Origin of the sequence: Extibacter sp. GGCC_0201 (assembly GCF_017566055.1) — a bacterium.
Taxonomy (GTDB): Bacteria; Bacillota; Clostridia; order Lachnospirales; family Lachnospiraceae; genus Extibacter.
Genome location: NZ_JABFCH010000042.1, coordinates 1 through 13,449, shown reverse-complemented (window position 1 = coordinate 13,449; position 13,449 = coordinate 1). Strand labels below are relative to the sequence as shown.

The window sequence follows — 13,449 nt, the reverse complement described above, 5'->3', positions numbered from 1 at the left end:
GCCTGTATCCTTATCAGAACAGGCTGGCGTGGACGAAAAGGGTCGTGGGATATATCCCGGTGGTGGACGGAAAAGGGGAAGAGGGCTTCCTCCGGATTGTCGACCATGCCTGGCACAGGCTGCTTTCGGTCATACTGGCGGCGCTCGTATGCGCCATCATATTCCTGGCCGGCATATGGACTGCACGGAAGGACGAAGTTGAGGGATTGGATAAGACGGCGGTGTCCTACCATGTGGAAGGCATTAGAAATACGGACAGCGATTCCATCCTGCTGCCGGGGGTGAGCAAACTGAACGGCAGGGAGGACGATACGCATATCGAGGCCGTACTGCTCAACCCGGAAGGGAATGGATGCTATTTCCGGTATACGATCAAGCAGACGGACACCGGCGAACCACTATACGCCTCCGGCCTGATAGAACCAGGCAAAGCGGTGATGGAATTCGAACTCAGCAGGAAGCTGAAGGCGGGAACATACCCCATCGAGGTTATCGTGGAGACGCGGGACATACAGGATCCTGAGATCGTATATAATGCGGGAAACATAGAGGCACAGCTCATAATAACAGAATAGCGGGGCAGGGAGGAGCATATGGAAGATACATACAGGAAGAGGAAAAGGAAGCATGGCAAAAGGCCTGTCAGGAAAATAATGACGGTGATCCTGCTGCTGCTGATCGCGGCCGCAGGAGTGACGGCAGCATTGACCTATGAGCGCGGGCCGGATCTGGACAAGCATGCGATTGCATATCAGCTGCCGAATGGGGTGAAGAACACAGACCCGGACTCCATCCTTATGCCGGGATATGACGTTCTTGAGATGGACCTGGCAACGAAGAAAGTCGAAGTGGCACTGCTCAACCCGGAAGGGAATGACTGCTATTTCAAATTCCACATAATACTCAAAAGTGATGGATCGACATTGTATCAGACAGGCCTGATCAAACCGGGCACGGCTGTAACAAGCTTCAAGATAGATAAGGAATTGAAGGAGGGGGAGTATCCGATCGTCTTGAATGTGGAAGCGGCTGATATGAAGGATCCGGACAACTTATATAACGGGGGGGCAATCGAAGCGGTGCTCGAGGTGGAATAAATGAAAAAGAGCTTATTACTGGCCTTTCTGCTGCTGCTTTGCGTCAGCGGCTGCCGCGGCAAGGCAACAGCGGAACATAGCATACAAGCCGATGCTGATGAGAGCATAGCCATGAACGGCATCTCATTCACCTTCGAGAAGGCTGAGATATGCAAGGAGGTCAAGCCAAAGCAGCCAAACGGCTACTACAACTATTACGAGGAAAAGAAGGGCTATTCTTACTATGTCATCTCCGGAACCGCGGAAAATAAAGGCTTATATGTGCTTGATGCCGGCAATATCATGGTACAGGGCATAAGCGGCAGGAAGACGTATGAAGGGGCCCTCCTTTTTTCAAATCATGATAAAAGCGATCTGGTTACGGAGATCGGCACGAATGACGAGCTGGAGTTCTCTTTTGTCATACTGATGAAAGAAGGAAGGCCGCAGCCTGACAAGCTGGAGATATATTATACGAAGGATCTTAAAGCGCCCCGGGAAGGTGAGCCATATGATGAATCGATCATATGGACGCTTCCTTCATCCTGATATGCGGATGGCAGGGGCGGATCGAGGGAACAGAAAGGATAAGGGCAGATGGCAGATTACAGAGAGATAACGAAGGAGCCGGAACTGGATATTGCTACGGCGGACAGGATACTCCAGAACGTATTCCGCGAAGCAGGCTGGAAGGGATCCAGCCTTTATGATGCTCTGGAGCGGCTGGAGAAGAGGAAGGAACCACATTTGACTGATTGGAAGTAAAAAGGGGCTGTCGGGAAATAGATAACCTCAATCAGGGGCAGGTGTGACTCGCATGAGTCACACCTGCCCCTTTTTTACGAGTGAGGACGGATGCATGGCCGCTGCTAATTGCGGCTCTGCGTCAGCGTATATTCAAAATGATCGGTCAGATAATAGGTAGCAAAGAGTTCGATTGGGACTTCTCTTTCTTTTACAATTCCAAAGGTCAGCCCTGTCGAGTAAAGGAGGGGCGTATCTTTACTTATATCGAGATGCTTCATGACCTCGCCGTATGCAGGGACTGCTTTGAGCTTCAACGTCGTAGTTGATATTTTTATGTTGTAGTTATTTTCTATAATCTTATAGAGCGAGCTGTCGATGAAATCATATCCCTCGATATCACGGAAGATTTCATACGGCAGGGTGGTCCGGGTAAAGCAGAGAGGGGCGTCATCCGCATAATAGATACGTTCGAGGTAAAAGACCGGGTCCGCCTTGCGCAGCTGCAGCCTGGTGACTTCTTCCGCACTGCTTATGCGTATCTCTGACTTGATGACCTTTCTGCCGGGATTCATCCCCTGCCGGATGATCTCTTCCGTATAGCTTGAGATAGACGTCAGTTCCTGAAGCCGGGCTGTTCTTCTGACGCAGGTGCGCTTCCCCTGCATCTTTTCGATATATCCGTTATGATACAGCTCATCGATAGCGCGGCGGGCAGTTACACGACTGACTTCATAAGTAGCAATCAGCTGTGATTCGCTTGGAAGTTCCGCGCCTCCCGGTAGTTCACCTGACTGAATCCTTCTTATCAGATCTTCTTCAATTATCTTATACTTCGGTTTTTTCTCATTCATGGCGCACCTCTTTATTAAACTGCTCTCACGGGTGTAAACCCGTTGTCCTATGACAATTATACGTTTAAAAGCAATTGATGTAAACATGTTATTATAAGTATGAAAACTGGAAAATATATCTTTGTACAGTATGTACAAATAATAGTTGTTTTATTTTGCTATTATTACAAGTTGACTATATAAGGAAAAGAACTTATTATAATAAGTGAAAGGAGACATTGCTATATGAGAGAAAAGATATTAGGTGTTTTATACGGAATGGCCATAGGTGATGCGATGGGCATGCCTCCGGAGCTTTGGAGCAGAAAACGTGTGCTGGAGCATTACGGGGAGATTGACGACTTTCTGGACGGATGTCCTGAAAATATCATATCCTATCAATATAAAGCGGGACAGTTTACGGATGATACGAGCCAGGCGCTAACTATATTGGACAGTCTGGCGGAGACGGATTTCGTCCCATCGGCGAGAAGCATAGCGGAACATATCCTGAAGTGGGCAGAGGATGAAAATGCATTTGAAAATAATATTCTGGGACCTACTTCCAAAGTTACGCTTCAACTCTTCAAAGAGGGGAAGGATGCCCGTAGATTCTCCGATGAGGCGGTATCGAACGGGGCTGCTATGAGAATCGCGCCTGTAGGTACCTTGTTTGAGCCAGAGGAGAAAGAGAAGCTGTGCGATTATGTGGCGGCAGTCTCTCAGGTCACCCATACGAGTGACGTGACAATAGCCGGAGCGGCCATGATTGCCATGGCTGTTGCATCAGCGGTGAAATATGGTGACAGGGAACGGATGATAGAAGATGCTCTGTCGGTTACCGAGTATGCCATGACTCTTGGCGCGTCTACACCAAGCCCGTCACTTGCTGCGAGAACGCGGCTGGCAGTTCGGTATGCAAAGGAATACAAAGAGGACAGCAGAATGTTTTTGGAGCATATATATGACATCATCGGGGCAGGCGTGAACACTTCTGAATCGGTCCCGGCGGCGCTTGCGATTGCTTATTACAGCTTTGATGTCAGAACATGCGCGCTTCTTTGCGCGAACCTCGGAGGGGACACGGATACCATCGGGGCCATGGCCGCGGCCATATGCGGAGGGGCCTCGGGAATAGGCAGGATTCCTGGTTCCTATGTGGATAAGATCCGGCAGGCGAATGGAGTTGATCTGGAGAAGTATGCCGATGCATTGGCAAAGAAACGGGGGAAGATATCATGAGTAAGAAAAGTCTGATAATCGGTGCCGCTATGCTGGACATCATCATGGAGATAGACAGGCTTCCGCGTTCCGGGGAAGATATGTATGCGAAGGACCAGAAGATGACGGTTGGCGGGTGCGCATATAATGCGGCGGATATATTGAAGCATTTTCAGGTGGACCATACTTTTTTTGCCCCGGTAGGTACAGGGATGTACGCGGGATTTATCGAAGAGGAGCTTAAAAGGAGCGGACATGAAAGCGCTGTCAAGTCCAATCAGATGGACAACGGATACTGCCTCTGCATGGTTGAGGCGGACGGTGAGAGGACATTTGTCACGATGCCGGGAATCGAATGCAGATTTGAAAAAGAGTGGTTCGACGCTCTGGACGGAGATGACTTTGAATCGGCTTATGTGAGCGGGTATGAGATAGAGGGGGAAGGAGGAGACGTCATACTAGATTTCCTCGAGAGCGTTCCCGATATTCTTGTATATTATGCACCTGGTCCGAGAATCACTTATATCCCGGATGAAAAGAGGGACAGGCTATATGGGCTGCATCCTGTGCTCCACCTCAATGAGTCGGAGAGTATCTCAGCCACAGGTGCGGATACGGCAGAAGGTGCTGCCCACCGGCTGGCAGAAAAGACCGGCAACGTGGTAATCATCACCCTCGGTGACAGAGGCGTGCTTCTCTGTGAGGACGGCAAGACTTCTGTCATCCCGGCAGAAAGAGCAGAGGTCGTAGATACGATCGGAGCAGGCGATTCGCATATCGGAGCGGTGATGGCGATGCGCGCACTGGGGCACAGCTTTGAAGAAGCTGTCCGGACGGCTAATAAAGTATCAGCTATGGTCGTAGGGGTAAAAGGACCGACATTGACGAAAGAACAATTTGAGAAAGGATTATAGACGATGGAAAAGACGAAAAGATTTTTTACGGACTGGAGCAGATTTGAAATCATCTGGCTCATATTATCTACAGTTATCATGATTGTACTCAGCATTATCTGGGGGGACAATCTACTTGCGCTCATCAGCGGTATCACCGGCATCCTCGGTGTCGTGCTGGCGGCAAAGGGAAAAGTGAGCACTTATATCTTTGCTACTGTTAATGTAGCCATATATGCGCTTCTCACCTTCCAGAACCATTTGTACGGAGAATTCATGCTTAACGCATTCTATTATATACCGATGAATTTTATCGGCTTCTATCTCTGGTCCAAGCACAAAGACAATGAAAGCGGCGAGGTGGAAGGAAAGAAGCTGACCGGCAGGCAGACCGTCATACTATTTGCGGCAGTCGCGGTAGTCGTACTCGTGTACTGGCAGATATTAAGCCGTATCGGAGGGCAGCTGGCGCTGATTGATGCGATGTCCACCATATTCTCTGTCGTGGCACTCATTATGCAGGTTGCCCGCTATGCGGAGCAGTGGCTGCTCTGGATTATCGTCAACGTCGTGTCGGTCGTCATGTGGCTGCTCCTCATCGGCAAGGATTCTTCCGCCATTACGATGGTTGTCATGTGGGTTGCCTATCTGTTCAATTCCGTATACGGATATTACAACTGGAGGAAGCTGGCTGCCAAAAACGTAGAGAACAAATAATTGGCAGTTTGATTAATGTAGACGCCGATGGCGGCTCTCATCCCACAAACTAAGGTATCTGGTGAGGATTCTCCGTTCCTCCCGCTTAGACCTTCGCATCTGTCCCCTACCTCCCCATCGGCTATCTACTTTACTGGCACGGGCGGGGGTGGCTGCGTAACACTATTGGCTGATGGATGTGCTTTCGTTGTGTCAATCTATCAATATAGTGCTAAGTAGTTTGAAATCTTTGGTTAGAAGCAATCGTAATGAAGAAGAGCCGGAAGCAGGCAGGGGATGTTATCTTAACATCCCCTGCCTGCTTCCGGCTCCCCGTCCGCGTCCCACTTTAATCATAAACTAGTAGTTCCCCAGCTCACCGAGATATTTATCTATTTTCTTCAGCCGACGTTCAATTCCCTTCACCTTATGGCTGATCGTGTCCAGAAGCGCTTCAGCTACGAACTGGGGCGCGACAAGCGAATTGAAAAAAGTATTGCTGTCCACGGGTACGGTGAACAGGACGGTGGCATATTGTGCAAGCAGGGCACTGGGCTTGTCTGTCACTACAATAATCTTAGCCCCGACTTCATAGGCCATCATGACTGATATCTTATCTATAGAAGAATAACGGGGGAAGCTGAACGCGACGACACAGTCATCCTTCGAGATATTACACATATGGTCTACCGGACTGATGGCTGCGGAATTGGTCATCTCTACGTTAGGAAGCATATGCTTCAGGTACAGGAGAAAATAGTCGCCAAGACAGCTGTTGCCGCGGGAAGAGATAATATATTTCCTTTTGCTTGATATGATAGCTTCCGCCGCTTCCTCAAATAGCGCCGTGCTGTTGTTGACAAAGACCGATTCCATATTCTTGGCCGTATTTTTAAAATGTCTGTTGATATAGTCAGAGCTCGTATCCAGCTTGGCACGCTTGGCCACTCTTTGTGAAGGGACTGTTATGGAACTTGAGATGCTGAGCACTTTGTCCTGATAATCCTTGCGCAGACTCTTCTGGAAATCCATAAAACCGTCAAAGCCAAGAGAACGGCTGAAACGTATGACAGAGGATTCGCTGACGCCAAGCTTTAACGCGATTTCGGTGGAGGTCATGAAACAGGCATCAGCAGAGTTATCCAATACATATCTCGCAATCATCTTTTGTGTTTTGGTGAGATTGGCATTGTTAATTGTTTCTCTTAATTCTTTCATACTTTGTCCTCCGAAAGCATACGTATTTCTATCTTATAATTAGATTTAATCATGAAAAACTGAATTTTGCAAGAATAAATTGTAAATACAACTGACATAAAATTAACACAATTAAAAGTTTTTGTGAAAAAAATAACTTTTATTGAATATTATTTACGGCTGTGATACTATAATTTTAGAGACAAATGAATAATATTCTTCACAAAACAACGACGGTGAAAAATATTGTTCACGAAAAGTCAATGCCGACGCATGGCAGCCAAACTAATATAATTTTTAGTACCAATAGGAGGTAAAACAAAGTGAAAGTAGGATGCGTAAAAGAGATTAAGAACAATGAATTCCGTGTAGGTATGACACCTGACAACGTAAAGAGTTATGTAAATGCAGGTCATGAAGTTTTGATTGAAAAAGGAGCCGGAGTCGGTTCCGGATTCATGGATGCCGAGTATGAAGCGGCAGGAGCTAAGATGATTGACACTGCAAAGGAAGTCTGGGATACCGTTGATATGATGATTAAGGTGAAAGAGCCATTGCCGGAAGAGTATCCGTTGTTCCACGAAGGGCTGATTCTTTATACATATCTTCATCTTGCAGCTGACAAGCCGCAGACAGATGCTCTTTTGAATGCAAAAGTTAAAGGTGTTGCTTACGAGACATTGATTGAAAGAAACGGAAGCATTCCGCTTCTTGCTCCTATGAGCCAGATTGCAGGACGTTTAAGTATCCAGGAAGGTGCTAAGTATCTTGAGAAGACATTCGGTGGCGAAGGCGTTCTCCTTGCCGGTGTACCAGGAACACCAAAGGCTAATATCGTTATCCTCGGTGGCGGTTCCGTAGGAACTAACGCTTGTAAGATAGCTGTTGGTATGGGCGCTAACGTAACAATCATGGACATCAACCTTCAGAGACTGGCATATCTGGATGATATCTTCGGAGCACGTATCCAGACATTAGTATCTACAGATGCTAACATTGAAAAAGCAGTGAAAGAAGCTGACCTCGTAATCGGTTCCGTACTGATTCCAGGAAAGGCTGCACCAAAACTCTTCAAGAAAAAATATCTCAAAGAGATGAAACCAGGCGCTGTATTCGTAGACGTTGCGGTTGACCAGGGCGGATGTGGTGAGACGACAAAGGTTACATATCACGACGATCCGATTTACGAAGTAGACGGAATCGTACATTACTGTGTAGGAAATATGCCAGGTGCAGTTCCGAGAACATCTACAATCGCACTTACAAACGCAACATTAAGCTACGGCTTGCAGATTGCGAACAAGGGACTTGAAAAAGCTTGCTCAGATAACGATGTTATCTACTCTGCAATCAACACATATGACGGAAAGCTCACATGTAAGAACGTTGCAGACAGCTTTGACTGCTATGACTATACAGATATCAAATCTTTATGGTAATCGGTAATTGACTTTTCCAAACTTAATTCCTTCAAAGTTGCAAAAGGACTTACGGCTTCGGCCGCAGGTCCTTTTAAATTGTCAGAAAATGGGAAGAATTTTGAAAGGGGTCAGACCCCTATGGCCATAGGGGTCTGACCCCTTTCAAAATTTACACTTGCAGACGAATTTCATGTGTGCTATGGTGTATATAACAAAAGACACAGTAAGAAAAGGTGATAATATGCTGATAGAGATTGATTTTAACAGTGATGAAGCGTTATACATCCAGCTGCGCAACCAGATTATCATGGGGATTGCCACAGCTACGATCCACGAAGGCGATCCGCTTCCTTCTGTGCGCCAGCTTGCAGATACGATTGGTATCAATATGCATACGGTAAATAAGGCGTACAGTATACTTAAGCAGGAAGGGTTTATCCAGCTGGACCGAAGGAGAGGCGCCGTGATTGCCATCGATGTGGATAAGGTGCAGGCGCTCAAGGAGATGAAGCGGCAGCTCCAGATTGTCCTTGCGAAAGGCAGCTGCAAGGATATTACGAGGGAAGAAGTCCATGAGCTGGTGGATGAGATATTTGAGGAGTATTGTTAACAGCTAATTTAGATTGGAAAGGAGTTATGATGCCAATCCTGGTATCATAAGCAGACAGCATGAATTATACAGAACAGGCCAATGAAGTATTACGGATTGCAAAGACGATAGCAAGGGAACTGGACCATCCTTATGTTGGGACGGAACATCTGCTGCTCGGACTTAGAAAGGTATATACCGGAGTCGCCGGACAGGTTCTGGCAGCCAATGGCGTAGATGAGGAGAATATATTGAAAGTGGTGGATGAGCTCGTGTCGCCGGTAGGCAATACTGCAGTAGCTCATAATCCGGATTTCAGCCCAAGGCTTCAGTATATCCTGGAAGAGAGCAAAGGGGAGGCACTCCGTTTCAGGTCGCCGGATATCGGGACGGAACATCTGCTGCTTGCACTACTGAAAGAAGTGGACTGTGTGGCGGCACGTATCCTGCTGACATTGGGTATCAGCCTTCAGAAGCTCTATCAGGATGTGCTTGCGGTACTTGGGGCGGATCCGAAGGAGTACCAGGAAGATCTGATGCAGGAAAGCGGCAGAAAAAAGGAAGGGGTGCTGGAACAATACGGTACAGACCTTACAGCCGAGGCAGAAGAAGGCAAGCTTGACCCGGTTATAGGAAGAGACGCAGAAATCAGCCGGCTGATGCAGGTCCTAAGCCGGCGCACGAAGAACAATCCGTGTCTGGTAGGAGAACCGGGCGTCGGCAAGACAGCCGTCATTGAAGGACTTGCGGCGCGTATAGCGTCGGGCGTAGTGCCTGACAGCATGAAAGAAAAAAGGATTCTTACGATGGATCTGGCGGGGATGATAGCCGGTTCCAAATACCGTGGGGAATTTGAGGAGCGGATGAAAAAGCTGATACAAGAAGTAAAAGCAGCCGGGAACATCATTCTCTTTCTGGATGAAGTGCATACGATTATCGGAGCGGGTGGGGCAGAAGGCGCCATGGATGCCTCTAATATACTGAAGCCGTCTCTGGCAAGAGGGGAACTGCAGCTTATTGGAGCCACCACCATAGTTGAATACCGAAAATACATTGAAAAGGACGCTGCACTGGAGCGTAGGTTCCAGCCGATTACGGTGGAGGAGCCTACAGAAGAACAGTGCCTGGAAATCCTCCGTGGACTGCGTTCCAGATATGAGGGGCACCATCATGTGGCGATTGATGATGAGGCGCTTGAGGCCGCGGTGCGCCTGGCCGACCGGTACATCAGTGACCGGTTCCTGCCGGATAAAGCTATCGACGTGTTGGATGAGGCATGCTCAAAAGTAAGCCTGAAAGGGTTTAAAGTGCCCGACAGCATCTTCCAGCTCGAAGCTGCAATTGCTGAACTGATAAAGAAGACAGAAGACGCCGTAAGACAGGGAAATATGCAGGAAGCATCCATGCTTCACAGAGAACAGGAAGATGCGGAAAGAAAACTTGCACAGATCAGGAGGCGCTTTCAGAAACGAAATGCTCAGAAGGAGCTGTATATAACAGAAGATGATATCGCTGATGTAGTGTCGGAATGGACGAAGATACCCGTTCAGCGCCTTGCGGAGTCGGAGAGTGCAAGGCTGAACAAGCTGGAACAGACACTTCATAAGAGAGTCATCGGACAGGAGGAGGCCGTCACTGCGGTGGCAAAGGCAATCAAAAGAGGCCGTGTAGGATTAAAGGACCCAAAGAGGCCAATCGGCTCCTTCCTCTTCCTCGGGCCGACAGGTGTCGGTAAAACGGAGCTGTCCAAGGCATTGTCAGAAGCGCTGTTCGGCAACGAAGAGTCGATGATCAGAGTCGATATGTCAGAGTACATGGAAAAGCACAGCGTTGCGAAGATGATCGGCTCTCCTCCAGGTTATGTCGGCCATGATGACGGGGGACAGTTAAGTGAACAGGTTCGGAGGCATCCGTACTCTGTCGTATTGTTCGATGAGATTGAAAAGGCCCATCCGGATGTATTCAATATACTGCTGCAGGTACTGGACGACGGGCATATTACAGATTCCCAGGGCAGAAAGGTAGACTTTCGCAATACGGTCATCATCATGACGTCCAATGCCGGTGCACAGGCAATCATAGATCCGAAGAAGCTCGGATTTAATGCCAGAGAAGACGCTGCCGGAGACTACAAACGGATGAAGGACAACGTGATGCGTGAGATAAAGCTGATTTTCCGGCCGGAGTTCGTGAACCGTATTGATGAAATCATCGTATTCCACCCCCTCGCACAAGATGAGATGAAGAAGATCGTGGGCCTGATGTGCCGGGAGTTTACGAAACGTGCCAAAGAACAGCTGGATATAACGATAACAGTCAGAGATTCAGTCAAAAAGCATATAGTGGAGACAGGGACGGACCAGAAGTTTGGGGCACGGCCATTGAGGCGGGCTGTGCAGAACCAGCTGGAAGACCGGCTGGCAGAAGCGATACTTTCAGGCGAAGTTGCCAGGGGTTCGGTGGTAGAAATCGGAATGTCTAAAAAAGATATTAAATTTATTTCAAAGACTACAAATTAATACGGATTTGATATATAATAGGGGTACAAAAGAAGAACCTTAGGAGGATAAAATCAATGGCAGCAGTGAAAGAGCTTTTGAAGGCTGAAGCAGACGGGACACTTAGTTTTGGGGACTACACGCTGGACAGTAAGACAAAGCTGGATGGATTTGAATTTCAGGGCGACTTATACAAAGTGAAGACCTTTTCAGAGATTACAAAGTTAGAGAAGAACGGTATGTTCGTATATGAATCCGTGCCGGGAACAGCGGTGGAGAGCTTTAAGGCGACAGAGGAAGAAGTATCATTCAAAGTATCGGGAACCCAGGATGCGCAGTTTACGCTCGAGCTGGAAGCGGACAGCGAGTACACTGTGTATATGGATGGAGCCGATGCAGGCGATATGAAGACGAACCTGAGCGGAAAGTTGAGTGTCAGTGCAGAACTGGAGCCAGATAAATGTGTTGAGGTGAAAGTGATAAAGAAGTAGTGCTGAAAGATTACCGACAGTTCAGCCCCCTGTGGTGGCAGGGGGCTGGATTTTTTATACAACAGGAAACATTATCCTGATTATCAGGAAGAGAAATCTAAGGCGCAGAGGAGAGAATAATGGCAAAGGGAAAAAAGAGCATATTTTTCTGTCAGAACTGTGGACATGAAGAGAGCAAGTGGCTTGGCCAATGTCCGGCCTGCAGGGAATGGAATACATTTGTAGAGGAGAAGGTGGCAGCGGTCAAACAGAGCAGTGCAAGGCAGCTGAAAGAAGCCGAGGTGGTTGCGCTGTCCGGTGTATCGACGGATGAGAAGGACAGAATCAGGACAGGCATCGATGAACTGGACCGGGTACTTGGCGGAGGAATCGTTCCAGGCTCCCTTGTGCTTGTCGGAGGGGATCCCGGAATCGGCAAATCTACGCTGCTGCTTCAAGTGTGCCAGAGATTGTCCCAGGAAAAAGAAATCCTGTATATATCCGGAGAAGAATCACTGGCTCAGATAAAACTTCGTGCAAACAGAATGGGGACATTCAAGGATAACCTTCTTCTTCTGTGTGAGACGAATCTGGAGCTTATACGTTCAGTGATAGAAAAAAGGCGTCCACAGCTGGTTGTCATTGATTCTATCCAGACAATGTACAGCGAAGAAGTCACTTCTGCTCCGGGCAGTGTGTCTCAAGTGAGAGAATCTACGAATGTATTCATGCAGCTTGCAAAGGGATTGGGTATTTCTATATTTATAGTGGGGCATGTGACGAAAGAGGGCACCGTTGCCGGGCCTAGGGTACTGGAACATATGGTAGACACCGTACTCTATTTTGAAGGGGACCGCCATGCATCCTACCGCATATTACGTGGAGTAAAGAACCGGTTTGGTTCTACAAACGAGATCGGCGTATTTGAGATGAGGCAGGACGGGCTGCAGGAAGTGGCTAATCCTTCGGAGTATATGCTGAGCGGCCGGCCTGAGAATTCTTCCGGCTCGGTGGTGGCCTGTTCTATGGAAGGGACGAGACCCATCCTCATAGAAATCCAGGCACTTGTATGCCAGAGTAACTTTGGAATGCCGAGACGGACTGCAGCCGGTACAGATTACAACCGTGTGAATCTTTTGATGGCCGTACTGGAAAAAAGGGTCGGGCTTTCCATGTCGAATTACGATGCCTATGTCAATATCGCAGGGGGGATTAAGATGAATGAGCCAGCTATAGACCTTGGAATTGTCATGGCTCTCGTCTCAAGCTACAAGAACAGGCCGATCGATGAAAAGATGATCGTGTTTGGCGAGGTTGGGCTGAGCGGCGAGGTGCGGGCGGTCAATATGCCTGAGCAGAGAGTTGCAGAAGCAAAGAAGCTTGGATTTGAGACATGTGTACTTCCGGAAGTGTCCAGGGAAATGGTTCGGGAAGTAAAAGGAATACGGCTTGTAGGAGTGCGGACGATCAATGAAGTGATATCTATAATATAGTTATTATAGAAAACGGGAAAGTTATAAAATAAGTGTTGACAAGATATGACATGTTTGGTATTCTAATATAGCTGTCGCTTGAGGAGGCAGTCGACAAATTTTTTTTTTGGTAAAAGACAAAAAAAATGTTGACAAGAGCTTACAACATGTGGTAGTGTTTAAAAGCTGCTGCTTAAGAAAGCGAAATATTATAAGAAAAAAGTTGTTGACAAATAACGACAGATATGGTATCTTATAGAAGTTGCCGCTAACGACGGCAAACAGCAAAAGCACCTTGATAATTAAACAATAGACAACGACCCTGAAGATTTCTTGAAA

At 47.7% G+C, this 13,449-nt stretch carries 13 protein-coding genes and 1 pseudogene; 12 read left to right on the top strand and 2 right to left on the bottom strand.

Going from position 1 to position 13,449, the window contains the following annotated elements; all coding sequences use genetic code 11:
* The 4 genes and pseudogenes from HJV72_RS18285 to HJV72_RS18270 all read left to right on the top strand — a co-directional run.
* The coding region (locus HJV72_RS18285) for a hypothetical protein (protein WP_208073202.1) at nt 1-575 on the top strand (575 nt) is incomplete at its 5' end.
* An 18-nt stretch (nt 576-593) separates the two neighbouring features.
* Nucleotides 594-1,097, top strand: coding sequence for a hypothetical protein (locus tag HJV72_RS18280; protein ID WP_208073200.1), 504 nt, complete (start codon nt 594-596; stop codon nt 1,095-1,097).
* Nucleotides 1,098-1,445: 348 nt separating this feature from the next.
* Nucleotides 1,446-1,625, top strand: a pseudogene (locus tag HJV72_RS20540) (hypothetical protein); the annotation flags it as partial.
* Nucleotides 1,626-1,673: 48 nt separating this feature from the next.
* Nucleotides 1,674-1,841, top strand: coding sequence for a hypothetical protein (locus HJV72_RS18270; RefSeq protein ID WP_208073196.1), 168 nt, complete (start codon nt 1,674-1,676; stop codon nt 1,839-1,841).
* 104 nt (nt 1,842-1,945) lie between these two features.
* Here the strand turns inward: HJV72_RS18270 and HJV72_RS18265 are convergent, their stop codons facing one another.
* Complete coding sequence (locus HJV72_RS18265; protein ID WP_208073194.1) at nt 1,946-2,674, bottom strand: GntR family transcriptional regulator; 729 nt, start codon at nt 2,672-2,674, stop codon at nt 1,946-1,948.
* Between the two features lie 225 nt (nt 2,675-2,899).
* Between HJV72_RS18265 and HJV72_RS18260 the strand changes: the two genes are divergently transcribed.
* Genes HJV72_RS18260 through pnuC form a run of 3 tightly spaced genes read left to right on the top strand, consistent with a single transcriptional unit; the run spans nt 2,900 to nt 5,484 of the window.
* The gene (locus tag HJV72_RS18260) at nt 2,900-3,895 is read left to right on the top strand and encodes an ADP-ribosylglycohydrolase family protein (RefSeq protein WP_208073192.1); all 996 of its coding nucleotides are present in this window, start codon (nt 2,900-2,902) and stop codon (nt 3,893-3,895) included.
* The gene (locus tag HJV72_RS18255; protein WP_208073190.1) at nt 3,892-4,788 is read left to right on the top strand and encodes a PfkB family carbohydrate kinase; all 897 of its coding nucleotides are present in this window, start codon (nt 3,892-3,894) and stop codon (nt 4,786-4,788) included. Before HJV72_RS18260 ends, HJV72_RS18255 begins: the two co-directional genes overlap by 4 nt.
* A 3-nt stretch (nt 4,789-4,791) precedes the next feature.
* On the top strand, nt 4,792-5,484 hold the full coding sequence (pnuC, locus tag HJV72_RS18250; protein ID WP_208073188.1) for a nicotinamide riboside transporter PnuC: 693 nt from the start codon (nt 4,792-4,794) through the stop codon (nt 5,482-5,484).
* 339 nt (nt 5,485-5,823) lie between these two features.
* Here pnuC and HJV72_RS18245 read toward each other — a convergent pair whose 3' ends face one another.
* Complete coding sequence (locus HJV72_RS18245) at nt 5,824-6,681, bottom strand: MurR/RpiR family transcriptional regulator (RefSeq protein WP_208073186.1); 858 nt, start codon at nt 6,679-6,681, stop codon at nt 5,824-5,826.
* 302 nt (nt 6,682-6,983) lie between these two features.
* Between HJV72_RS18245 and ald the strand changes: the two genes are divergently transcribed.
* The 5 genes from ald (at nt 6,984) to radA (ending at nt 13,131) form a co-directional block, all read left to right on the top strand.
* Nucleotides 6,984-8,099 (top strand): alanine dehydrogenase, encoded by a 1,116-nt coding sequence (gene ald / locus HJV72_RS18240; protein ID WP_208073184.1) that lies wholly within the window; start codon nt 6,984-6,986, stop codon nt 8,097-8,099.
* Nucleotides 8,100-8,322: 223 nt separating this feature from the next.
* Nucleotides 8,323-8,691 carry a GntR family transcriptional regulator gene (locus HJV72_RS18235; RefSeq protein ID WP_208073182.1) on the top strand — a complete coding sequence of 123 codons (369 nt, stop codon included), beginning with the start codon at nt 8,323-8,325 and terminating at the stop codon, nt 8,689-8,691.
* Nucleotides 8,692-8,750: 59 nt separating this feature from the next.
* Nucleotides 8,751-11,189 (top strand): ATP-dependent Clp protease ATP-binding subunit, encoded by a 2,439-nt coding sequence (locus HJV72_RS18230; RefSeq protein ID WP_208073179.1) that lies wholly within the window; start codon nt 8,751-8,753, stop codon nt 11,187-11,189.
* 56 nt (nt 11,190-11,245) lie between these two features.
* Nucleotides 11,246-11,659 (top strand): hypothetical protein, encoded by a 414-nt coding sequence (locus HJV72_RS18225; RefSeq protein WP_049730337.1) that lies wholly within the window; start codon nt 11,246-11,248, stop codon nt 11,657-11,659.
* A 119-nt stretch (nt 11,660-11,778) separates the two neighbouring features.
* The gene (gene radA / locus HJV72_RS18220; RefSeq protein WP_208073178.1) at nt 11,779-13,131 is read left to right on the top strand and encodes a DNA repair protein RadA; all 1,353 of its coding nucleotides are present in this window, start codon (nt 11,779-11,781) and stop codon (nt 13,129-13,131) included.
* The last annotated feature ends 318 nt before the right edge of the window (nt 13,132-13,449 follow it).